This window comes from Paenibacillus sp. FSL H7-0326, assembly GCF_001955535.1.
Lineage (GTDB): Bacteria > Bacillota > Bacilli > Paenibacillales > Paenibacillaceae > Paenibacillus > Paenibacillus shunpengii.
In genome coordinates, this window is record NZ_MPVN01000001.1 from 620,946 (window position 1) to 644,646 (window position 23,701).

Genomic DNA, 23,701 nt, shown 5'->3' on the forward strand with positions numbered 1-23,701 from the left:
CGCTGCCTGCTATTTTCGCAGAACCGAAATCTTTCTACATATTATACTACGTTCACGGCTAATGTTCATCTTTAGCGTCAATCTGCAAAATACTTCAATATAATGGATGCAATTCGATCTGAAGCATGACCGTCCCCATAAGGATTGGCAGCTCTTGTCATGCGCTGATATCTTTTTCCTCCTGACAACAACAGCTCGATCTCCTTCTTGACCTTTTCATACTCTGTCCCTACACAGCGAAGCGTACCTGCCTTGACACCTTCCGGCCGTTCCGTTTTGTCACGGAGGACGAGTACGGGCTTACCGAGCGACGGCGCCTCTTCCTGAATCCCTCCCGAATCGGTCAGAATAACGTAAGCATGATTCATCATATTATGCATGTCACTAACATCAAGCGGCTCAATCAAATGAATGCGTTCCGTTTCGCCGAGCATCTCGAATGCCAGGTCCTTTACTGCCGGATTCGGATGGACCGGATAAATCAGCTCAAGTGTCCGATCCTGCTTAATGATCTCTTTCACGGCCTGAAACACCTGTTTCATTGGACTGCCCCAGTTCTCTCTCCGATGCATGGTCATGAATATCTTTCTGGTTCCAGGATGCAGCTTCGATAACAGTGGATGGTCGAACTCTTTCTTGATCGTCCAGCGCAGAGCATCAATGGATGTGTTGCCTGTCACGTAAACATGCTCTTTCCGGTGCTCGCTTGCGAGCCTTTTGGCAGCTGTAGTGGTAGGTGCAAAGTGCAGATCTGCAACACGGCCTATGAATTCCCTGTTCATTTCTTCCGGAAAGGGCGCATATTTGTCATACGTCCGCAGTCCGGCTTCGACATGACCGATCGGGATTTGAGCATAGTATGCACAGAGTGCAGCTGAAAAAGCCGTAGACGTATCACCATGGACGAGCACAAGGTCATATTTCTCGGCCTTCATGACAGGCTCAAGTGATTCTATCAAACGGGCGGTCAAGCCGTACAGCGTCTGCGCCTCCCGCATCACTTTCAATTCAATATGCGGTACGATATTAAATTCTTTCAATACTTGAGCCAGCATCTCCTCATGCTGCCCGGTAACACACACAATGGGCTCAATGTCAGGTGCCGCCTCTAGTGTTTTTACTATGGGCGCCATTTTGATAGCTTCAGGTCTCGTTCCGAACACAACAAGTACCCTGATTCGATGTTCCTCCATGTGATCAGCACTCCCCCTCTATTCACTTATTGGATAAGTTGAACAATTGCTTCAACCCTTATCTATATATGAGAGAGTCTCTCCATCTCGTAACGGCACTCTATGAAAAAGGACCTTAAACTATTTATTTCTGAATAGGACAGCTGCCGGTTTCTACTAATCTATCAATGCATAACCTGTAATTAGAGTGACGACTAAGGAGGTTATCCATCGCATGGCAGTTATCATCTATCCTAAGACAATGAACTGGAAGTTTATGCGGCAGCGACCGCAGCAGCTGATGACTGAGCTTGGAGCCAGAGGGCACCATGTGTTTTTCGAGAATCTTGCACCCATGAACAGTCAGCTGGAGGAAGTAGAACCTGGTGTACATTTGTTTACCGATCACCATTCGTTTGTTAAGAGACATCTGGACAAATTAAGAAAAGAGCATCCCGTTGTCGTCTGGACGACCTGGGCTAAGCAGAGAACAAGACTTGCATCGATCTATCGTCCGGATGCCGTTATCTATGATTGCTGTGACGAGTTTCCACATTGGGCAAAATACGAGCATCGGATGGTTGAATCTGCCGATCATCTGGTTGCAACCGCTGAAACAATCCGCACACGTTTATCGTTAGCCTACCCTGACAAACCCATCACTCTTATTCCTAATGCGGCGGATGCCAGCATGTTTGATACTCCTGCCGTTCAGAGACCTCATGATCTTCCTGCAGGTCCAACGGTCGCCTATATTGGCGCTTGGGCTTATTGGGTCGATCATGCATTGTTTGCGAAGGCAGCGGAGCAATATCCGAATGTGCAGTTTGTCTCTATTGGTGCACCTTACGGGGACATTCCAGGTTACGGCACCCTGCCGAATGTTCACATTCTGGGAGAGAAGCCGCATAGTGAGCTGAAAAAGTATTTAAAGCATATCGATGTTGCTGTCATACCTTTCCTATATCATCCCATCACCCTCGCCACTAATCCCGTGAAGGCTTATGAATACATGGCTACTGGAGTCAAGGTCCTCTCTACCGCACTGCCGGAATGTATTCGGATGGAGCCGTATGTCACTACGGCAACGACTCACGAGGATTTTATTGGCAAGCTGGGGCAAATGCTCTTTGAACAGGAGGATCCTGCAGCAAGATTAGCACGAATTGCCTATGCAAGAGAGAATACTTGGGTCCAGCGCGGAGAAGCAGCAGATGGAGTGATACACAATACCCTTCAGCTCAAAGGATTACATGAATAATATATATACCGTCTACCTTACGGGCGCAGCCTTCAGCAAACGAACAGCCGCACATAACAACAACGCTCTCCATTTATATCAATCGATTTGTGACCATTTATTAGAGTGCTCTGCACAATGGCTCGTATGGTCTCCCGCTGCTCTTCATATATCCGATCACAACAAGATGCGGCTTGAAGCCGAACTGCACGAACTATCTCCCGATACCCTTTGTGTCGTTTGCCCAGGAGACCGCTTTATTTTTCGGAAGGAATGCTTCACTCTTTCAGATACAGGTCATGTACGATCTCTGCCCTCCGCCTTCTGGCTGGGCTGTGAACTGCACGCCCGCTGCTCCTCGTTGGATCGTGTAACCCGCCTGTCTGAAGCACTCCAGCCTATGTTCCTGTCTGCCAAGCAGCAGCATAGGAATTATGTTCTCGCTACTCCTCCTACTGTTAGCAACTGCAACGATAGAAGCTCCTGTCATCCCATCCTTTCGGTAATACGACGTTCCACCACTCCCCCTGTGCCTTCCCATTCGCTGAACTCACTCGACCATACACCGCTCATAACCATCATGCTAAGTGTATTTAATATGGGCAAAACCGTAGAGTGGGCAATCCGCTCCGTGCTTGCACAGACCTATCCGAACTGGGAGCTCCTCATCGGCAACGACGCTTCAACGGACAATACGGCCGAGCTTATTAACCATTACACGATGGATTCACGCATTCGAGTCATTCACTCTAATACGAATGAAGGCAAGGCAGTAATGATGAATCATCTGCTTGAGCATGCGAACGGAACCTATGTGCTAGAGCTGGACGGTGACGACTGGCTTGCGACAAACGCTCTTGAAGCACTGCTAACCGTCATTTCACTACATCCAGATTCAGGTCTCGTGACAGGTGGATGCGGAGTGTGGCGCCGCAGTAAGCATGGTGATTTGTATTACCGAGGTACGGACTATTTTGACGGGAAGCTCGAATCTGCCAGCCATGCTCACCCTCCTGTTCCGCGCATGTATAGCATGAAGGCACTTCAGTATGTAGGCGGATGGACTGTGCTGCCTGGCCTTTATGGAAGAATATTTGAGGATATTGCTCTCTGCCAAAAAATACTCAAGCACGATGCATATGTACAGACAGACGAAACAGTATATCACCGAGTCATTTATCCGAGAAGCATCAGCCAGCAGCATTTGCCGCTCTATCCATTGTGGAAGGAACATTTGGAGAAGGAGGTGAAATGATATGAAAATTGCAGCTAGCGGGTATTACGGCATGGGGAATTTCGGAGATGATCTGTTTCTCAAAACGTTGCAGCAGGCTTTTAGCAAGCATACCTTATTTCCTTGGAATGGTTATATGGATCCTGCAAGGGTGGATGCTGTTATCATTGGCGGCGGAGATCTGATTACTCCCTATAAATTCAGCAGCTACTATTTTCCGGCAGCCCTGTCCGAGCACCCCATGTGGCTGTATGGGGTCGGGATCGTGGATACGTATCCTCCTGAGACGTGGCCGGCAGATCAGGTCGAGCTCCACAAGCAGTACATTCAGAAGGCAAGACGTGCCATTTTTAGAGACCAGAAATCACAAGAGCTGGCCACGATCGCGAAGCTTCATTCAACGCCTGAAACGGCACAGGATATGGTCTTTGCTTACCAGCAGCATCCGTTCCCCGTGAAACGATTCTCTGTTCGAAAAACGATCGGCGTTTGTCTGTTCTCCTACCCTTCTTTTCCAATGGAAGCCATGGTTCAACTGCTGCTTAGGCTAAGCACAGAGGGTTTCCATATCGTGCTTATCCCTGTCATTAACCATCCTTCGAACAACTTCTCGGATTACAGCACTTGCAAGCTGCTTGAACAAAAAATGAAGGAGATTGACAGTGCTGCGTCGGTTCAGACGCTATCCCTCTTACTGGAAACAGACATCACCTATAACGTGATTCAGTCCATGGATTATCTGATCAGCTACAAGCTGCACCCCACTCTCGTGGCACTACGGGCAGGAGTACCTGTACTTGCCTTCAGTAAGATGGGGAAGGTGAAGCATCTGCTGTCGCGCTTCCATCTGAATCATTACTATTGCGATTACGCACAGCCCTTTGAAATCTATGAAGATATCATTAACCGATTTATTGAGAACGGTCCTGAGGAAGTGAGAGCTGCACTGCCGCTCATTCGTCAGGCCGAGCATGAGAGCTATTCCGAGCTGACCCAGCTCGTGTCGGAAATAGAGTCACTAGGATAGATAACATCAAGGAGGTCAATGAGCGATGTGTTTCTTTTTTCACTCCCGTATATGGGCAAGAATCAAGCAGCTGGAAGTCCAGCAGGCATTATTGACGGAAAGAGTAGACATGTTAAATGCTCGTATCGAGCAATTGGAAACCGAGGTCCGCTCTGGAATCGTCGCGAATCCACCGCTGCAGCAATTTCTGGAGAGTAAAATGGGTCAAAACATCAGTATCAGCACCAGCAGCGTTACTGTTCTTGGTACGGTGCTTGCGGTTGGTAAGGATGCCGTTGAGATTCGCGAAACGAGCGGTGACATCGTCATCATTCCTTTCTCACAAATATCGGTTGCTCAATAAAAAGGCTGCTCTAAGCCTGCATATGCCACTAAGTCTAAGGAGGTACTTGATATGAATTTTAGAGATATGATTCGCGGCTTCTTGGGAAGCGAGGTAGAGGTACTGACGGCTAACGATTATTTGGACGGAACGCTCATCTCCATTGATGAGACAACGCTTGTCCTGCAAATACCACCGATTATTTACGGGCCGCCTGGGGATGTGGCTGTGGTTCCATTGTCTTCAGTTGAGCTCGTGCGTGTTCTGGCCGTATAGGATATGAGCTAAGAACGATATAGAAGCTATATAGCACTAATATGAAGAAGAAGACCGAATCCTTTTAATGGAAACGGTCTTCTTCTTATGATTTCAGCTCACGCTGCATTATTTCACTTCATTGTCTGCTTCTTCAGTCTCGGCATCCTGAATCAATCCTGCAAACAAGGCATGTACGAACTGTTCCGAATCAAATGGCTGCAGATCGTCTGCCTTCTCTCCAAGTCCGACAAGCTTGACGGGAATATCCATCTCTTGACGAATCGCAATAACGATACCACCCTTAGCAGTGCCGTCCAGCTTCGTGAGTACGAGACCAGTAACCCCGCTCTTCTCTCCAAACAGTTTGGCCTGGCTCAATGCATTCTGTCCTGTAGTTGCATCAAGGACCATGAGCACTTCATGCGGAGCACCTGGAATTTCTCGCTGAATGACACGGAAGATTTTGTTCAGCTCTTCCATCAGATTTGTTTTGTTCTGAAGTCTTCCCGCCGTATCGCAGAGAAGAACATCAGCACCGCGCTGCTTCGCCGCCTGAACCGCATCAAACATAACGGCCGCTGGATCAGATCCAGCTTGCTGCTTGATCACATCCACGCCTGCACGCTGTCCCCATACTTCCAGCTGCTCAATAGCGCCTGCTCTAAATGTATCTCCTGCGGCAAGAAGAACCTTCTTGCCTTCATTCTTAAAGCGATGGGCCAGCTTGCCAATCGTCGTTGTCTTGCCTACACCGTTCACACCAACAAAGAGGATTACGGTGATGCCATCCTTATTCATGTTAAGGCTGTTATTTTGCTCTGAACGCAGAAGCGCCGTTAATTTCTCGGACAACACCGGCTGCAGCTCAGCCGCATCCTGAATCTTCCGTTTCTTCACTTCGGCACGCAGATCATCAATCAGATCCATAACCGTGTTGACACCTACGTCGGCACCGATCAGGATCTCCTCAAGCTCCTCGTAGAATTCCTCATCAATCTTCTTACGGCGGATAACGAGATCGGATACCTTTTCAACGAAGCCTTTACGTGTTTTCTCGAGACCATCTTTAAAAATATTCGTTACCGATTCTGTTTTTGTTGATATACTTTCTTTCAGCTTTTTAAAGAAACTCATAGGTTCCCTCCAACTTAGAATTACAATACTTTTATCCAATACATAACTCATCACGAGAAGGAATTATGAATTGGATTCTGTACTTAAGCGATTTCTGCTTCCTCATTCTCCAGCTTCACCGAGACCAGCTTCGATACGCCGCCCTCTTCCATGGTAACGCCATACAGCACATCCGCTTCCTCCATCGTTCCTTTGCGGTGCGTTACAACGATAAACTGGGTTTGCTCCGAGAATTCACGCAAGTACTGAGCGAAACGAACGACGTTAGCTTCATCCAGCGCTGCCTCGACTTCATCCAGAACACAGAATGGCACCGGGCGAACATGGAGAATCGCAAACAGCAGTGCCATGGCGGTCAAGGCTCGTTCCCCACCAGAGAGGAGCTGCAGATTCTGGAGCTTCTTGCCCGGCGGCTGTGCGACAATCTCAATTCCTGTCGTAAGCAGCTTGTCCGGTTCATTCAGAATCAGATCTGCTCTACCTCCGCCGAACAGCTTCGAAAACACCGTGCCAAATTCACGCTTAATTGCATCAAATGTCGTCTTGAAGCGTTTAGACATTTCATCTTCCATTTCCTTAATGACCTGATAAAGTGTCGTCTTGGCTTCAACCAGATCATCCTTTTGCTCGCTGAGGAAGAGATAACGTTCGTTAACACGTTCATATTCCTCAATCGCGCCGAGATTCACTTCTCCCAGCGAAGAAATGCTTCGTTTCAGCTTCTGCACTTCCGCCTTGCTGCCTTCAATATCTTCCGGAATGGAGTAGTGCTGCTTCGCAAGCTCATAAGACAGCTCGTATTCGTCATTCAGCTTTTTCAAAATATTTTCAAGCTCCACATCCAGACGATTGACACTGATCTCCGTCTGACGAAGCTCGTCTTCACAGGCCTTCAGGCTGATCCGCTGCTCTTTGGTTTCATTCTCTTCAAGCTCAAGCTTCTTCGTAAGCTGGGCTCTGGCTGCACGCTTGAAATCCAGCTCCTTGGAAGCTTCCTCCTTCTTGAGGCGATAGCGGTTCAAGTCCTCCGTCTGCTTGACGCTCTCCTCTGCATTGGTTTTGAGATCTGCTTCCACAGAGGCCAGCATCGTACGATTCCGGTACCGTTCCTTGTCCGAATTCTCGTATTCGCGCTCCATTCTGCGAACCTGCTCTTCTACAGAGAAGCGCTCCTGATCCAGCTTGCCCTCACGAACCTTCAATATCGTCAGCGAGTTCTGGAGCTCCTCCTTGGCAGATTCATTCGCTTTGCGCGCAAACTCGGCAGCATGAATCGCTTGATGTGTCGCCTTCTCCTCTTCCTCCAGCTTCACCAGCAACTGTTCAGCAGCTGTGCGGGTATCTTCAAGTGCTTTGATTTCGTCCTTGAAGCCAGATTTCTCCGCACCTGCAGCTTCAACCTGGGTAAGCACATGCGCCAGCTCATGTTCAAGCTGTTTGAGCGACAGTGAGGCCTGCTGCTCTTCTGCCCGTTTCTCATCGCCATCCTGACGAAGCGTGTCCAGACTGATCTGACACTGCTCCATCTGCGCCTTCACTTCTTCCAGACTTCGATGCAGCTTAATAATCTGATTCTCGGTCTCCATAATATCGTGATCCAGCTGATCGAGCTGGCGTTTACGGGACAAGAGACTTGAATTCTTACGGTACTGGCTGCCCCCGGTCATGGAGCCGCCTGCATTGACCACATCACCCTCAAGTGTAACGACACGATAACGATACTGACAGCGTGCCGCAATTCGGTTCGCATCTTCCAGATTCTCCGAAATAATTACGTTACCGAGCAAGCTTCCTACAATAGCTTCATACTTTGAATCAAACTGCACGAGCTCGGCACCTACGCCGACAAACCCCTGCAATTCAGAGATCATATTTCGATCTGAAGCACCGATTGCGCGTGGCCTGATTACGTCCAGCGGCAGGAAAGTCGCTCTGCCAAGCTGACGCTGCTTCAGGAAGGAGATCGCCTGGCGGGAGACAGCTTCATTCTCCATGACCACATGCTGGAGCGATGCTCCAAGCGCAGTTTCAACGGCCATCTCTACTCGCTCAGGTACTTTGATCAGTTCTGCAACCGCACCATGGACACCATGAAGCACATTCTTTCTGGATGCCTTGAGAACTTCCTTGACACCCGTGTTAAACCCATCAAAGTCATCCTGCATTTCCTTCATTGTATCGCGTCTTGAAACTTGTGCCTCACGCTTCTGCTCCCATTTTCGAACCGTGCTCTGACTCTCGGATAAGAGCTTCTGCAGCGATTGAAGCCGTTCACTTTCCGTAATATATCCATTGCGCAATGAGCTGATCTCCGCACCCATCTTCTCAATCTGCTGAGTCAGCTCTCCCTTGCGTTTAAGAAGATCTGTCTTCTGAAGCTCCCACTTGTCTGATTCTTCACCAGCACGGTTCAGTCTCCGCTCGATTGCTTCCTTCTGCTGATCGGCATATCGAATCTCATTACGTGCCTGAGCCATTTGGTTCATCAGCTCCAAGAGGTTACCTTTGAGGCTCTCCTCCTGCTCCTGACTGATCCCTCCAGTTACGCCAACCAGCTTCGCTTCCTCGGCAGACAGCTGTTCACGCAGCTCATCAAGCTCCTGCTGCAGTCCAGCCAGCTTGCTCTTAAGACCGTCCAGCTCAGCCTCACGCTCCGCATAACGCTCCTCACTTCCGTTCAAGGAATTGAGCAGCTGCTCCCGGTTCGCTTCGAGATTCTTCAGCCGTTCTTTGAGCAGCTCGCGATACCCTTCACTTTTCTCGGTAGCTTCACTGTAGTGCAGGAGCTCGCCCTGCAGGCGCTCCACGGCCTCTTCTACCTGACGAAGCTCTGTCCGATCCTGCTCTAGTATGGCATCATGTCTAGATACGATCGTAGATAATTCCAGCTGCTGTTCCTTAAGCTCTTGCAGCTTCTCCGTCGCTTCACTCCAGGCCGTATGAATCTGCTCGATCTGATACACGTATAAAGACAGCTCCTGCTGCTTCAATTCTGCTCTGAGCTCTTTATAATGCTTCGCCTTCTCAGACTGCTCCTTGAGGGGTCCGATCTGATCCTCCAGTTCCGTCACCAGATCATGTATCCGCAGCAAATTTTGCTCCGTATCATCCAGCTTCCGCACGGCATCTTTTTTACGTGATTTATATTTAACAATACCGGATGCCTCTTCAAAGATACCTCTGCGATCCTCGGAGCGCGTACTCAAAATCTCCTCAATCCGCCCTTGTCCGATAATCGAATAAGCTTCTTTACCAATACCGGTATCCATGAACAGCTCCGTAATATCCTTAAGCCGGCAGGACTGTTTGTTAATAAAATATTCACTATCCCCGCTGCGATGAACACGGCGTGTTACCGTGACTTCACCAAAATCCAGAGATAAGGCATGATCTTCATTATCCAAGGTCAGTGATACCTCGGCAAAATTTACAGGCTTACGAGTATCACTGCCGGCAAAAATAATGTCTTCCATCTTGCCGCCGCGCAGTGATTTTGCACTCTGTTCTCCAAGAACCCAACGGATGCCGTCAGAAATGTTGCTCTTCCCACTCCCGTTGGGGCCTACAACAGAGGTTATACCGCGAACGAATTCCATCTCTGTTCGATCGGCAAACGATTTAAAGCCTGACAGCTCTATACGTTTTAAATACATCTTGTTTTTGACACCTCCAAGCTTCTTGCCACGGTCCTACACGGGTATGTACATCCGTTATTATTGTATGGGAAACGTCTCTTGAAGTCCATTTCTTCTACATCTTACGAGCATAACATATCTTCATTCGGAATGAATCTACCATCCTCAAAGCAACAAAAAGAAGAGCAAAAAGCAGTCCTTCCCATTCATCATTAGCCTGACAACTAAAGCGGGCTGCTCTTTGCTCTTCGTTTGTAAGAAAAGACAGGCCGCCAAATAAACGGCTGATTTCTTGTTCTTAAGATATAAGAAGATCTCACTGCTTCGTTAGATTTTCTTATACCTTAAGAATCCGCTAAAACAGTCTGCCAATCGATTCCTAAGGCAGCTTCAGTGTACTTAATGCGATTTGTGCCGCCTTTTGCTCAGCTTCCTTTTTCGAGCGGCCGTTACCACGGCCTAATCTCTGACTGCCCATATAAACTTCGGAGACAAACTCCCTCTCGTGAGCAGGGCCTTTTTCCTCAACAATTCGATATTCGAGCACACCCATATTATGATGCTGAGTCAATTCCTGTAATTCAGTCTTGAAATCAGTAAGCACGAGTTCGCCTTCCACAATAAGGCCGGCAAAGATGTGCTTGTCCAAAAATTTCTTCACTGCAGCAAGGCCTTGGTCCAAATAAAGAGCACCGATAAATGATTCGAAGACATCTGCCAGGAGAGCAGGACGATTCCTGCCTCCTGTCAGTTCTTCCCCTTTGCCCAGAAGTACATATTTGCCGAATTCCAAAGCCTCAGCAAATTTCACGAGTGAGGGCTCGCGTACAAGTGCGGCCCTCATCTTGGTGAGTTCTCCTTCCGGACGATTAGGATGTTCATTGTATAGATACTCTGATACCGTCAGCTCAAGTACAGCGTCCCCGAGAAACTCGAGTCGTTCGTTATCCTGGCTTTGACTGAATCTGTGCTCATTTACATATGAAGCATGAGTAAAGGCCTGCTTTAACAATTTGCGATTGTTAAACTCGATTTGAAGTTTGCGCTCTAATTGTTTCAGATCTGCATTCAATCGAATCGGACCCCTTATGATTCATATTTTTTGAGAATTACAGTTGCATTGTGTCCGCCGAATCCGAAGGAATTGGAAAGCGTGTATTCCAGTTCAGCTTCACGCGGAACATTCGGTACATAATCCAGATCACAAGCAGGATCCGGATTCTCCAAATTAATGGTTGGCGGAATCTTCTGATTCTGAAGTGCCAGTGCACAAATGATCGCTTCAACACCACCCGCTGCTCCAAGCATATGACCTGTCATCGATTTGGTAGAGCTCACTGCCACCTTATAGGCGTGTTCACCGAGAGCAAGCTTAATGCCTTCTGTTTCGGATTTGTCGCCAACCGGCGTTGATGTTCCATGAGCGTTGATATAATCAACATCCTCAGGGCTGATACCAGCGTCCTTGATCGCCATCTTCATGCTGCGTGCGCCGCCTTCCGGATCTGGATCCGTCATATGCTTCGCATCCGCAGACAGGCCATAACCGACAACCTCACCATAAATACGAGCACCTCGAGCAAGCGCATGCTCCAGGGATTCAAGAATCAGAATTCCAGCGCCTTCTCCCATGACAAAGCCATCGCGATCCGAGTCAAATGGACGGCTTGCTTTTTCCGGCTCATCATTACGGGTTGACATCGCACGCATGGAATTAAATCCTGCCATACCTGTTGGACGAATGGTAGCTTCTGCCCCGCCGCAGATCATGGCGTCGGCATCTCCACGCTGAATCATTCGCATGGAATCTCCAATGGAATGGCTTCCTGTAGCACAAGCCGTGACTTGTGTTGTATTAGGGCCCTTCGCACCAAAGCTGATCGACAGCTGACCTGATGCCATATTCGCAATCATCATCGGAATGAAGAATGGGCTTACCCGCTTCGGGCCTTTTTCCAAAAGGATATTGTGCTGGTCCTCCCAAGTACCGAGACCCCCAATCCCCGAGCCTACAGATACACCGATTCGTTCAGCATCTATATTCTCTCCGATTTGCAGTCCACTGTCTTGTATTGCCTGACCTCCGGCTGCAACAGCAAATTGAACAAAGCGGTCCATCTTGCGCGCATCCTTACGCTCCATGTAATCTTCTGGATTAAAATCCTTAATAGAAGCTGCAATCTTGGAGTTGTAGTCGCTCACATCAAAGGCTTCGACAAGCGATACTCCAGATTTACCTTCCATCAGACTGTTCCATAGCGTATCCAGGTCCTTACCAATCGGGGTCATTACACCCATGCCTGTAATCACAACTCTTTGTTTCAAATTCATTTCACCTCTATATCGACTGCATATTGCTATGCAATTAACAGATTTTAATGTAATGAAACCCATTCTATACATGTCGTTAAGATAACAAACACCTATAAAATGGGCCTTCATAAGGGCTTTATGCCTTTGGTTTGCAAAATTGGAGGGGAAGCTCCATATGAGATAAGACCTGCTTAACTCACGGAGCCTCCTCTAAATGACTTAGGTATGAGATTGTATGTAGTTTACAACTTCACCTACGGTCGTAATTTTCTCTGCATCTTCATCAGAGATCTCCATATCAAACTCGTCTTCGAGTTCCATCACCAATTCAACAACATCTAGAGAGTCAGCACCCAAATCATCTTTGAATGATGCTTCCAATGTTACTTCAGCTTCGTCAGCGCCTAAACGATCTACTACGATACGTTTTACGCGTTCCAATACGTCGGACATCCGGTTCACCTCCCTTTCCGTATTATACGAGAATCAATCGTAAAATGCCATAGAGCCTACATCACCTTCGAATTGAAGGCGAACAAGCACTTCATCTATGCTTCAATTACGGGCAAAATCACATGTACATACCGCCATCCACATGCAGGGTTTGACCTGTCATATAGGATGCAGACTCCGAAGCAAGGAATAGAGCAACTCCCCCCACTTCTTCAGGGCGTCCAAGCCTTGAGAGCGGAATCCCTGACAGCATACCTTCTACGAGTTCAGAAGACAAGCCCTGTGTCATTTCGGTTTCAATAAATCCAGGAGCGATGCAGTTCACCGTAATTCCGCGGGAAGCCAGCTCCCGGCTTGAGGATTTAGTAAGACCAATGACTCCTGCCTTGGCAGCTACATAGTTGGCTTGACCTGGATTACCCAGCACACCCACTACAGATGAAATATTGATAATTCGACCATAGCGCTGTTTCATCATGGGACGAGTCACCGCTTTGAGGCAATTAAAGACGCCCTTCAAATTGGTTTCGATCACTTGATCGAACTCCTCTTCCTTCATACGCATGATTAAATTATCTCTAGTAATACCTGCATTATTCACCAGAATATCAATTCTGCCCAGCTGGTCCAGCGTTTCTTTCACCAATTGGTCTGCTTCAGTCGTAATGCCTACATTCGCTTTAATCGCGATGGCTCTTACCCCTTTGGCTTCTATAAGCTGTACAACTTCGGCCGCAGCGGCTTCGTTGCCCGCATAGTTCACCGCAACATCAGCACCTGCATCTGCCAGAGCTAGAGCGATACTGCGCCCTATTCCGCGGGATGCACCTGTGACTAGAGCAACCTGGCCTTGTAGTGTAGTCGTCATCTTGTTGTTCCTCCTTTCCCCAAATATACCTGCTTAGAATGATGTTGTGCTAACTATTTCAGCTCAGCAGCAAGGGCATTCAAACTATCCAGGCTGTTTACGTTATATACTGTAACTGTTCTGCTTACCTTCTTGATCAGTCCACTGAGTACGCTGCCAGGGCCAATTTCCACGAAAGTGTCTACGCCCTGATCAATCAGCCATTCCACGGTATCTTCCCATTTGACAGAAGAATATACCTGCTGCACCAGAAGCTCACGAATCACTTCAGCCTCCGTTACGGGCTCAGCGGTCACATTTGCTACCACAGGTATGCTCGCATCACGAAGCTCTACAGAGGAGAGCTGATCGCCAAGTCTAGCGGCTGCCTCTTTCATCAGTGAAGTATGAAAAGGACCGCTGACTTCAAGAGGAATAGCTCGTTTCGCTCCAGCTTCCTTCACACGATCGATCAGCTGTGCCACACCGTCTTTAAGACCGGATACCACAATCTGTCCCGGTGAATTAAGGTTCGCCAACTCTACGAGAGAGTCCTTCCCTTGAGCGGAAATTTTCTCACATAGCTGCGCAAGCTGATCACGATCAGCCCCGAGCACGGCAGCCATAGCTCCACGTCCGCCCGGAACGGCTTCTTCCATGAAAGTCCCTCTTGCCCTAACCACAGCAACTGCATCCTCAAAGGATATCACGCCCGCTGCGACCAGCGCACTGTATTCACCCAAGCTGTGTCCAGCTGCATAATCAGCGGTAATTCCTTTCTCACGCAGAGCTTCATATAAAGCAATACTTGCTGTCAAAAGTGCTGGCTGTGTGTTTTTCGTTTGTTTAAGTTCGGTATCCGGACCATCAAAGATCAGCGAGCTCAGCGAAAAACCAAGCTTCTCGTCCGCTGTCTCAAAGACATGGCGTGAGGACGTTACGTTATCATATACATCTTTCGCCATCCCAACGGCCTGTGAGCCTTGACCCGGAAATACAAAAGCGATTTTCCCCATCTATTCATTGCTCCTTTATCGATCTAGAGTAAAAAAACTCGCAGTGAGCACCTTGTAATGCCTTGATGGTAAGTTATTACCACACAAGCACGGAGGCTCCCCAAGTCAGACCGCCGCCGAATCCAACCATTAGAATGGTGTCTCCTGCCTTCATCCGGCCCTCTTCAGCCGCCTCTACCAGTGCTAATGGAATGGAGGCGGCGGAAGTATTCGCATATTTATCAACGTTAATGACGACTTTATCTTCAGGAAGCTCAAGACGCTGCATTGCAGACTGAATAATACGGATATTGGCTTGATGCGGAATGAACAAGTCGACATCTTCTTTGGTTAGTCCTGCCTTGTCCAGTACATCAATCGTTGCTGTTCCCATTACTCGTACGGCAAATTTGAATACTTCTCTACCGTTCATATAAATGTAGTGCTGCTTGTTAGCCAGCGTAGTCTCAGATGCTGGCAGTCTGGAACCGCCCGCTTGGATATTGAGCAGCGGCCCGCCGGCACCTTCTGCACCCAGATCGAAGGATTTGAATCCACGGCCTTCAGGAACCTCTCCCAAGATAACAGCACCCGCTCCATCTCCAAACAGAACAGCCGTATTACGATCTGTATAATCCGTAATGCGAGACAAGCAGTCAACACCGATAACAAGCGCGTTGTTATACATTCCCGATTGAATAAAGCTTGTTGCCGTAGCCAGGCCATATACAAAGCCGGAGCAGGCTGCAGACAAGTCGAACGCAGCAGCTCCCTTGGCTCCCAGCTTATCCTGCAAAATGCAAGCCGTCGAAGGAAACGCACTGTCCGGAGTTATGGTCGCAACAATGATCAGCTCAATATCGCTTGGTGAAATGCCTGCAGATGCAGCTGCTGCTTTGGCCGCTTCATATGCAAGATCCGAAGTCGCTTCTTCAGGGGCCGCTATATGACGCTCGCGAATTCCCGTACGGGAGACAATCCACTCGTCATTGGTATCCATCATTTTTTCCATATCATGATTCGTCAGAATCTTTTCCGGTACGTATTTACCTGTACCAATGACACCGACTGGACGCAATTGTGTATTCATCATGTCACTCAACTCTCCCGCTTATTTCCTTAGATATACTTTCGACCAACTGGTTGGAAATGGCCAGTCTTGCCTGACGCACCGCATTCTTAATTGCATTCGCATCAGCCGAGCCGTGGCTCTTCACGACTAGACGACTAAGACCGAGCAGCGGCGCACCTCCATGCTCCTTGTAATCAAGCTTGCCCTTTAGCGCCCGGAGCTCCGGCATCAGCATTGCAGCTGCCAGCTTGCTCTTAAGCGACGAGGAGAACTGCTCCTTTAGTAAAGAAAAAATGCCCGCTGCCGTGCCTTCAAGCGTCTTCAGCATGATATTGCCGGCAAAGCCGTCACATACCAGTACATCACATCCACCCATCAGCACTTCTCTTGATTCCACATTACCAACAAAATGAATAGGCAGCTCCTTCAAAAGTGGAAACGCATGCTTGGTGAGCTCATTTCCTTTCCCTTCTTCGGTACCTACATTGAGGAGCCCTACCCTAGGCTGATCAATTCCATGCACCTTCTGCCGATATAAGCTTCCCATAAGTGCATACTGAGCCAAATGCTCGGGCTTGGCATCCATGTTCGCGCCAAGATCCAGAGCAAGCATTCCGCGATCGTCGATCGTAGGAATCATTGGGGCGAGTGCCGGGCGCTCGATGCCCTCCATTCTGCCCACCACAAGGAGCCCTGTCGTCATCAGCGCGCCCGTATTGCCGGCAGAGATCATTGCATCTGCTTGCCCTTCTCGAAGCATACGCCCGGCAACAACCATAGATGCGTCCTTCTTCCGCCGAACCGCCCTTACAGGCTCATCATCTGAACCGATGACCTCTGAAGCATGTATTATCGTTATACCCGATGGGCGATCTGCTCCCAGCAAAGGGCTGATCTTCGCTTCATCGCCGACCAGTACAATCTCCGTATCGTTCCATTCCTTTGCAGCAAGCACTGCACCTTGGACGGTTGCCTCCGGTGCATGGTCGCCTCCCATTGCATCAATGACGATCTTCATGATGTACTCCCCCTTCGTCACTATCTTGCCCGGCGGATCGGTAAATGACGAAGTTTCCTTGAAACACCATTTCCTCTCCGACATAAGCAAACACTTCTACCTTTGCTTTGCCCTTCTGCTCAGGAGTAGAACGCACATATGCCTTAGCAATACATTTCTCCCCCAGATGCACCGGTCTTACAAACCGGATGTCCGCAGAAGCGGTCAGCGCAATCTCATCGTTAATAACAGCAACAGCAAGTGAATTGGCTTGTGCAAAAACATAATGACCACGAGCTATTCCTGTTCTTGAAAACACATGTTCTTCTCTAATCTCAAAAATGGAAATCCCGCTCTTATCCAGCTGAAGGTCTACAATATCCCCGATGATTTCATGCAAAGGCAATGAGCGCACTTGATCATACGATCTCTCAGCCATCAGCTTCATCCGCTCACGAAGTTCAGGTATGCCCAGTTCCATCCGATCCAGTCGAATCGTCTGAATGCTCACCTTAAGTAATCTTGTCAGCTCTTGATCTGTAATAAAAGGGTTATCCTCAATCATTTGAGTGAGCTGCTGCTGTCTTTGTCGCTTCGGTATTCGTTCTATGATCAAGCACCCCCTGCTTATGTGACATTAAAAAGACCCGTTAACTCTATATAAGTCATCTATACGACACCAGCGTACAGCTCTCTATGCTCTGGCAGTGAACCATTCTTCAATGAAATGACCGAATGGTCCAGCACCCGTTCGTATGTACGCAAACTGTATTAAAAATAAGGATGAAATAAAAAAGATACACTGGTTAGAACCAGGTACTAATGCTTAGTATAAAACATGTAGCACCAAAAAGAAAGGGGCGGTCACTTTTTCGCAAAAAAATAGCACTTCATCCGCAATAGATGAAGCGCTACTTTTGAACAAAAATATTATTGAGAGATGATCTCTCTAGATTTGTACGTTCCGCACACTTTGCATACGTGATGAGCAAGCTTAAATTCTCCGCATTGTTCACATTTCACCATGCCTGGCACAGCCAATTTAAAGTGAGTACGACGTTTGTCACGACGAGTTTTGGATGTTCTCCGTTGAGGTACTGCCACAATTCCCACCTCCTTATCAAAGTCAAACCTTAAGAAAAAGAAATATTCTTGTTCTTATTTAAAGAAATCCTTAAGCCCTGCAAGCCGTGGATCGATTGGCGTATTGTCGCAATCGCAGCTGCTCGCGTTCAAGTCGGTTCCACAGCTCGGGCACAGCCCTTTGCAATCCGACTTGCACAGCGGGGCAAACGGAAGATGAAGCAGGAAATATTCTTCCAGGAAAGGAACCAAATTCACTGTATCCTCTTCCACATATAAGGTATCATCCTCTTCTTCAACTTCCTCCGGCTCTGTTCCATGCTTGAACTGCTCGGCGAATTTCATATTTAAATGCTCATGGACATTTCCTAGACAACGAGAGCAGAGCATATCTGCTTCGGCTGATAACGTTCCTTGAACATCTACCACGCCTTCCGGCAATGCAGTAAATGTGAGTTCCACCTGCATCGGGGATACGGCTGTGATTTCCTTGTTGTTTCGAATTAGATGGCTGATATCCAGCGACTCTGTAAGCTTCATCGGTCCAGCAGCCGAGGCCATCTTGCGAAATGACATTTCCACGTTCATCACTCCAGACGATAAACCATTTTAACAACATTTGTAGTATGCTTCAAATACAGCGCTAGTTATGTTGAAAAACAGTCTAACAAACAAAAATCATTATACCGATTTTGAAAGAGGTTTGTCAACACTTTAAACTTTACACCCTGCATATCCATTTATCCAGGCAAAATGCACCGCACCCGTCACGAATTGAGCAATTCATTCATCAGACCCGCCGCAACTTGGATATAATAGACTCTATAAACCTATCAGATAAGCCTTACCGAATGCAACAGGGAGTGTGAAATATATTATGAGTAGAACCGTGGGCCTGATCGTGGAATATAATCCGATGCATAACGGACATGTATACCATCTGGAAGCCTCCAAAAAAATAACCGGTGCTGATACAAGCGTCGCCGTAATGAGCGGTCACTTTCTGCAGCGAGGCGAGCCTGCGATGCTGAGCAAATGGGCCCGGGCTGAGATGGCGCTCGCCATGGGCGTCGATCTCGTGCTTGAGCTGCCGGTTTCCTATGCGGTAGGACCGGCAGAATGGTTCGCTCATGGTGCTGTGTCTACACTGCACCATACAGGGGTTGTCGATTCGCTGTGCTTCGGCAGCGAATCCGGAGAGCTTGCGCCGCTTGCTGCCATGGCAGACCTCCTCGCCAGCGAGCCGAAGGCGCTGTCGGAGGCTATCCAGCGGCAGCTGCAGCAAGGCGCAAGCTACCCCGCAGCCTACGCAGCGGCTGCGGCAGAGCTGGCCCCCGGCGGTGACGCCGCGGGGGCCCTGGCACTGCTCAAGCAGCCCAACAATACACTTGGGCTGCATTATATGATCGCGCTGAGGCGGCTCGGCAGCGCGATTCGGCCCTTCACGGCGCAGCGCACCGGCGCCGGTTATCACGATGCGATGCCGGGACCCGGCAGCATCGCCAGTGCCACGGCCGTGCGCCGGCTGCTCCTCGGCGCAGGACCCGAAGCAGCGGCGCCTTACGTGCCGGCTGCAACGCTTGCCATTCTGCGGCGCGAATGGCAGGAAGGACGCGCTCCGGTTCACCTGGAGCGCTTCAAGGATGCCCTGCTTGCCCAGCTGGTCACCTCAAGCGCAGCAGAGCTGGCCCAATATGCGGAGGTGACCGAAGGGCTTGAGCATCGCATAATGAGCCAGCTCCCCAAGCTCACGGAGCTGTCCGTCGACTCACTCCTTGAAGCATTAAAAACAAAACGCTATACACGCACCAAGCTCCAGCGCATGCTGATTCATATTCTGCTGCATCATAAAAAAGAGGAATTAATGCCTTCTGTGCTGGCCGAGGGGCCGCATTATATCCGGGTTCTTGGCTTTAACAACAGAGGACAGGAGCTGCTCAAGGATATGAAGAAAAAAGCATCCCTGCCGGTCGTAATCAAGCCTTCAGCCTTCAGCCACCCTCAGCTGACCCGAGACATTCAGGCGACTGCTTTATATGGTCTAGGCATGGAATCGGCTGACAGCCAATTTATGTACAGAGACTACTATCAATCGCCTATTCGAGTCTAGTGTTCATGGGCACAGATAAAGGAGCCTGTACTTGATCATTCTCAAGCGCAGGCTCCTATACATTGCTTCCATTTACTTAATACAAATAAAGCGACTACACCTCTGTTTTGACATTCAGCTTCTCGATATAATCGAGTGCATCGTCCGCAGTTTCCACAGGGACAAGCAGCATGTCCGTCTTGATGGATTCTGCCTTCTTCTTCGCTTCCTCATAATTCGCCTCTGGTACGAAGAAGACCTCGGCATCCTCACGATCCGCGGCAACGATCTTGTGAACGACACCTCCGATGGGACCGACGGTTCCTTCTTTATTAATAGTACCAGTACCTGCGATAACATGGCCTTTGGTCAAATCTCCAGGGGTCAGCTGATTGTATATTTCCAGCGTAAACATCAAGCCTGCTGACGGTCCGCCAATTTCCGTATTGGTAAAAGTAATTTGATGTGCAGGATCCTTAGGCTTTACGGTTTGAAGGGTACCGATCATTACACCCAGTCCAGGCCTGGTGTCTCCTGTTTCACTGTCCTTGATCGGGACGAGCTTCAGTTCTCTTGTAATGGTCTCTCCCTTGCGATCCAGCTGAAGCTCAACCGTATCCCCGACCTGCTTCTTCTCAAGCTGCTGCGCCAGTACCGTATTGTCGGGAGTAGGCACTCCGTTAATCGACAATATTTTATCCTGAGGCTTGATATCTCCTTCTGGCAGTGAATCCTTCGATAGACCGAGGACAAAGATATATTCTGGAACAATATCATAAGCAATGCCAGCCTGTTCATATGCCGCTTCCATCGCAGCTGACTGCGAATCACTCATAAACCACACTTGCTCTGCTGAATATTCCTCCTGAGTTCTGCCCGCAAGACGCTCTTCCTTCTTGCCGATCTGTGCATGTTCATTAAATGCGGAAATAAACAAAAGCGAGAGGTTCGCATAGCTGGCGGATACGGTTGTCATCAGAAACTTGCCGTCTTCCTCCTCATCACCATTTTTCACAGATACCATGGGTTTAACCGATTCTGCCGTTCCCGGCTGAGTGACAATATAAGGAGTCGGCATATACACGAGCACATACACAACGACAGCCAAACTTAAGATATATACGGCGGTGCGAAATCCGCTTCTTTTGGTGATATTACTCAATCTCTGGCCTCCTCCCTGCTTGCCTGCTTGTTCTTCTTTCCCTTCTCATCACATATAAATGCATAAGTACAGGCTGTTCCTGATATCATTCCAGCCATCTAAGCTATTGATCGGGGTGAAGATCCATTGAATTCGGAAATAACGAGAAAAAATAACGTTCCCTCTTATGTAAAAACGATGCTTCTCGGTATCAGCGCCCTGCTGGTCGTCGCTGCTGTTGTCACTTCTCCAAGTGAAGCGTTTGACGCCTCGATGCAAGGTCTTCAAATATGGTGGAAGCTGGTCTTTCCAGCTCTCCTGCCCTTTATTATGCTGTCGCAAATGCTGACTGCCTTCGGGTTCACCCATGGTCTCGGCGTGCTCTTAGAGCCATTAATGCGCATAGGCTTTCGTCTGCCCGGTGTAACGGGACTTGGTCTGGCTGTCGGGATCACCGGAGGTTTCCCATCTGGTGCAGATACCGCTGCCAGACTGTACCAGCAGAAGCTTGTCACGGGGAAGGAAGCGGCCATTCTTGCCTCCATCACCCATTTTGCGAGTCCTATGACGTTATTCGTGGTTATTGGGGCTGCATTCTATGAAGCGCCTGCCGTTGGGTATATTTTAGCATGCATTCACGGAATAAGCGGGATCATTGCAGGTATTGTACTCGGACGCGTTACTCTCTCCTCGAAAAAGACCACAAAAACAACCGAGCTGCATGAACAGCCCGAACCTGTTTCTGCACTCGAAGCGATGATGAAAGCCAAGGAAAAGGATGGAAGAAGCTTTGGCAGACTGCTGGGAGATACGGTAAGTCATGCAGTTCAAGTCTTAATGATGACCGGCGGCTATATGATCATTTTCTCCGTGTTCATCCGGCTGCTGGGCAAATATGTAACACCTTTTCTTCCTGAATGGATCTGGGCCTCTTTTTTCGAGCTTCACCTCGGAGCTTATTCGATGCGTTCCCTTGATATTACCGCACATGCAGTCGGATTTGCACTTCTTGCAGCCGCCATTGGCTGGGGTGGACTCAGCTCCCATTTACAGTCAACTGCGCTTCTTGCTCCATACGGAATAAACACGCGTATTTTTACAATAGGGCGTATACTGCATGCTGGTATTTCCTACGGACTTGTCCTGCTGTTGTGGCCCCCAATTCAGAGCTGGCTCCATCATTCCAAAGCCGTCTTTCTTCATAACGAACAAAATCCTTTAATTCAAGCCCAATACTCACCAGGAGGTCTTCAAGCAGCCGTTATCTTGGGGCTCTTCCATGTATTACTGTTAACATCTCTAATCGTCATCTCCGTGTGTATCGCCAAATGGCAGTCTACCCGCCATTCTTCTTCTCGATAACTTTACGTCTGAGTGCATCCTCTACCTCGGCAGGCACCAGCTCGGAGACATCCCCTTCGAAGCTTGCAATCTCCTTCACTACACTGGAGCTGAGATACGAATATTTAGGATTCGTCATCATAAAGATGGTTTCTGCATCCTTGTTAAGCTTCTTGTTAAGGGATGCCAGCTGAAGTTCATATTCAAAGTCAGTTACCGAACGAATTCCACGCATAATGACCTGTGCACCTTTGACTCTCACATAATTAGCCGTTAGATCACGGAAGCTGTCCACTTCAACATTTGGCAGGTCCGCTGTAACCATCTGCAGCAGCTCGACACGTTCCTCCACCGTGAACAGTGGATTCTTGCTCTTATTATTAAGCACAGCTACAACTAGCCGATCAAATTGTTTGGAGGCTCTCGTAATAATATCCAGGTGGCCCAATGTAACAGGGTCGAAGCTCCCGGGATAAACAGCTACTCTCTCCGTCTTATTTCCTGCTTCACTCATCTGCCTAAATCCTCCCGAATGTTGTCATCAATGTTTGCGTCCGTGTTCGTGATATCCTGCTCATCTATGGTTGAAGAATACTCGTATATCGTAATTGCCGTATCCCCGTATGTAGATTTGCGTATTTGCTCAAAGGAGCCTATTCTCTCTCCATATTCATGATCGGCATCATGTTCTACAACAACGATGGCGTCATCATTCACCATATTGTGTTCTTCAAGCCAGGATAGATACTCTTCCACATTCTTCATCCGATACGGGGGATCTAGAAAGACGAGATCGAATGTATATTTTCGTTTGGAGAGCAGCTTCAGGGCTCTGCCTGCTTCATTCCGGAACACTTCTGCCTTGCTATCCAGACCCGTTGCCTTCAGATTGGCGCGGATAATTTCAATGCTTTTCGGTTCCAGATCAATAAATACAGCCTTGTCCGAACCTCTGCTGAGCGATTCTATGCCGAGACCGCCGCTTCCCGCAAACAGATCCAGCACGACGCCTCCATCGAAATAAGGACCAATCATACTAAAGACCGCTTCCTTAACCTTGTCGGTTGTTGGACGGGTTCCGGTTCCGGGAACAGCCTTAAGCGGTCTACCTTTTGCAGTGCCTGATATTACTCTCACGTTTGATTTCACCCTGTTTCATTCTTTGTAAGTGTGCTATATATCGATATCGTACCACAATCTATGTAAGATGTGAAAATAACGAAAGCGTAAAAAGTCTGGAGTAAAAAATATTAACCAAGCAATGTATAAACTGATGGGCAGGCGGTCATGATGTAATTATCGGCATCAAAAGTGCCGTAGACAACCGCGGAGAAGACTTACGTTTCCC

At 48.5% G+C, this 23,701-nt stretch carries 23 protein-coding genes; 7 read left to right on the forward strand and 16 right to left on the reverse strand.

Annotation, left to right across the window (positions count from 1 at the left end; genetic code table 11):
• Positions 1–77 precede the first annotated feature (77 nt).
• A complete protein-coding gene (wecB, locus tag BK126_RS02760; protein ID WP_076311177.1) occupies positions 78–1,193 on the reverse strand; it encodes a non-hydrolyzing UDP-N-acetylglucosamine 2-epimerase in 1,116 nt (371 codons plus the stop codon).
• A gap of 214 nt (positions 1,194–1,407) precedes the next feature.
• Here wecB and BK126_RS02765 point away from each other — a divergent pair, with 214 nt between their 5' ends.
• Genes BK126_RS02765 through BK126_RS02790 form a run of 5 tightly spaced genes read left to right on the forward strand, consistent with a single transcriptional unit; the run spans position 1,408 to position 5,271 of the window.
• Positions 1,408–2,433, forward strand: coding sequence for a glycosyltransferase (locus tag BK126_RS02765; protein ID WP_076311178.1), 1,026 nt, complete (start codon positions 1,408–1,410; stop codon positions 2,431–2,433).
• Complete coding sequence (locus BK126_RS28690; protein WP_083655690.1) at positions 2,426–3,667, forward strand: glycosyltransferase family 2 protein; 1,242 nt, start codon at positions 2,426–2,428, stop codon at positions 3,665–3,667. Before BK126_RS02765 ends, BK126_RS28690 begins: the two co-directional genes overlap by 8 nt.
• Position 3,668: 1 nt before the next feature.
• A complete protein-coding gene (locus BK126_RS02780) occupies positions 3,669–4,673 on the forward strand; it encodes a polysaccharide pyruvyl transferase family protein (RefSeq protein WP_076311181.1) in 1,005 nt (334 codons plus the stop codon).
• Positions 4,674–4,698: 25 nt separating this feature from the next.
• A complete protein-coding gene (locus BK126_RS02785) occupies positions 4,699–5,016 on the forward strand; it encodes a hypothetical protein (protein WP_076311182.1) in 318 nt (105 codons plus the stop codon).
• 51 nt (positions 5,017–5,067) lie between these two features.
• Positions 5,068–5,271 (forward strand): hypothetical protein, encoded by a 204-nt coding sequence (locus BK126_RS02790; protein WP_047909757.1) that lies wholly within the window; start codon positions 5,068–5,070, stop codon positions 5,269–5,271.
• A 108-nt stretch (positions 5,272–5,379) separates the two neighbouring features.
• On the opposite strand, the gene ftsY is transcribed toward BK126_RS02790, so the two are convergent.
• From ftsY to BK126_RS02850, 12 genes are all read right to left on the reverse strand, one after another.
• On the reverse strand, positions 5,380–6,387 hold the full coding sequence (ftsY, locus tag BK126_RS02795; protein WP_076311183.1) for a signal recognition particle-docking protein FtsY: 1,008 nt from the start codon (positions 6,385–6,387) through the stop codon (positions 5,380–5,382).
• An 83-nt stretch (positions 6,388–6,470) separates the two neighbouring features.
• Positions 6,471–10,040, reverse strand: a complete 3,570-nt coding sequence (smc, locus tag BK126_RS02800) for a chromosome segregation protein SMC (RefSeq protein ID WP_076311184.1) — start codon at positions 10,038–10,040, stop codon at positions 6,471–6,473.
• Between the two features lie 361 nt (positions 10,041–10,401).
• Entirely contained in the window at positions 10,402–11,094 is a 693-nt protein-coding gene (gene rnc / locus BK126_RS02805; RefSeq protein WP_047909760.1) for a ribonuclease III, read from the reverse strand.
• A 14-nt stretch (positions 11,095–11,108) separates the two neighbouring features.
• Complete coding sequence (gene fabF / locus BK126_RS02810) at positions 11,109–12,347, reverse strand: beta-ketoacyl-ACP synthase II (protein ID WP_076311185.1); 1,239 nt, start codon at positions 12,345–12,347, stop codon at positions 11,109–11,111.
• Positions 12,348–12,554: 207 nt separating this feature from the next.
• Positions 12,555–12,788, reverse strand: a complete 234-nt coding sequence (gene acpP, locus BK126_RS02815) for an acyl carrier protein (RefSeq protein WP_025334828.1) — start codon at positions 12,786–12,788, stop codon at positions 12,555–12,557.
• Positions 12,789–12,906: 118 nt separating this feature from the next.
• Positions 12,907–13,656: a 3-oxoacyl-[acyl-carrier-protein] reductase gene (gene fabG / locus BK126_RS02820; protein WP_076311186.1), complete on the reverse strand. Its 750-nt coding sequence runs from the start codon at positions 13,654–13,656 to the stop codon at positions 12,907–12,909.
• A gap of 53 nt (positions 13,657–13,709) precedes the next feature.
• Positions 13,710–14,651: an ACP S-malonyltransferase gene (gene fabD, locus BK126_RS02825; RefSeq protein ID WP_076311187.1), complete on the reverse strand. Its 942-nt coding sequence runs from the start codon at positions 14,649–14,651 to the stop codon at positions 13,710–13,712.
• A gap of 76 nt (positions 14,652–14,727) precedes the next feature.
• Complete coding sequence (locus BK126_RS02830) at positions 14,728–15,723, reverse strand: beta-ketoacyl-ACP synthase III (RefSeq protein ID WP_379260934.1); 996 nt, start codon at positions 15,721–15,723, stop codon at positions 14,728–14,730.
• A 1-nt stretch (position 15,724) separates the two neighbouring features.
• The gene (gene plsX / locus BK126_RS02835; RefSeq protein WP_076311188.1) at positions 15,725–16,720 is read right to left on the reverse strand and encodes a phosphate acyltransferase PlsX; all 996 of its coding nucleotides are present in this window, start codon (positions 16,718–16,720) and stop codon (positions 15,725–15,727) included.
• Positions 16,704–17,300 (reverse strand): transcription factor FapR, encoded by a 597-nt coding sequence (gene fapR, locus BK126_RS02840; RefSeq protein WP_170862471.1) that lies wholly within the window; start codon positions 17,298–17,300, stop codon positions 16,704–16,706. The genes plsX and fapR overlap by 17 nt, the downstream gene beginning before the upstream one ends.
• A gap of 329 nt (positions 17,301–17,629) precedes the next feature.
• Positions 17,630–17,803 (reverse strand): 50S ribosomal protein L32, encoded by a 174-nt coding sequence (gene rpmF, locus BK126_RS02845; RefSeq protein ID WP_076311189.1) that lies wholly within the window; start codon positions 17,801–17,803, stop codon positions 17,630–17,632.
• Between the two features lie 54 nt (positions 17,804–17,857).
• Complete coding sequence (locus BK126_RS02850; protein WP_305954026.1) at positions 17,858–18,370, reverse strand: YceD family protein; 513 nt, start codon at positions 18,368–18,370, stop codon at positions 17,858–17,860.
• Positions 18,371–18,659: 289 nt separating this feature from the next.
• Between BK126_RS02850 and BK126_RS02855 the strand changes: the two genes are divergently transcribed.
• The gene (locus tag BK126_RS02855) at positions 18,660–19,892 is read left to right on the forward strand and encodes a nucleotidyltransferase (protein WP_076311191.1); all 1,233 of its coding nucleotides are present in this window, start codon (positions 18,660–18,662) and stop codon (positions 19,890–19,892) included.
• A 94-nt stretch (positions 19,893–19,986) separates the two neighbouring features.
• Here the strand turns inward: BK126_RS02855 and BK126_RS02860 are convergent, their stop codons facing one another.
• On the reverse strand, positions 19,987–21,033 hold the full coding sequence (locus BK126_RS02860) for a SepM family pheromone-processing serine protease (RefSeq protein ID WP_076311192.1): 1,047 nt from the start codon (positions 21,031–21,033) through the stop codon (positions 19,987–19,989).
• Between the two features lie 126 nt (positions 21,034–21,159).
• Here BK126_RS02860 and BK126_RS02865 point away from each other — a divergent pair, with 126 nt between their 5' ends.
• A complete protein-coding gene (locus BK126_RS02865; RefSeq protein WP_076311193.1) occupies positions 21,160–22,374 on the forward strand; it encodes a nucleoside recognition domain-containing protein in 1,215 nt (404 codons plus the stop codon).
• Here the strand turns inward: BK126_RS02865 and coaD are convergent.
• Both coaD and rsmD read right to left on the reverse strand, forming a co-directional pair.
• On the reverse strand, positions 22,349–22,867 hold the full coding sequence (coaD, locus tag BK126_RS02870) for a pantetheine-phosphate adenylyltransferase (protein WP_076311194.1): 519 nt from the start codon (positions 22,865–22,867) through the stop codon (positions 22,349–22,351). The two genes, BK126_RS02865 and coaD, sit on opposite strands and share 26 nt — an antisense overlap.
• A complete protein-coding gene (gene rsmD / locus BK126_RS02875; protein WP_076311195.1) occupies positions 22,864–23,490 on the reverse strand; it encodes a 16S rRNA (guanine(966)-N(2))-methyltransferase RsmD in 627 nt (208 codons plus the stop codon). The genes coaD and rsmD overlap by 4 nt, the downstream gene beginning before the upstream one ends.
• Positions 23,491–23,701 lie beyond the last annotated feature (211 nt).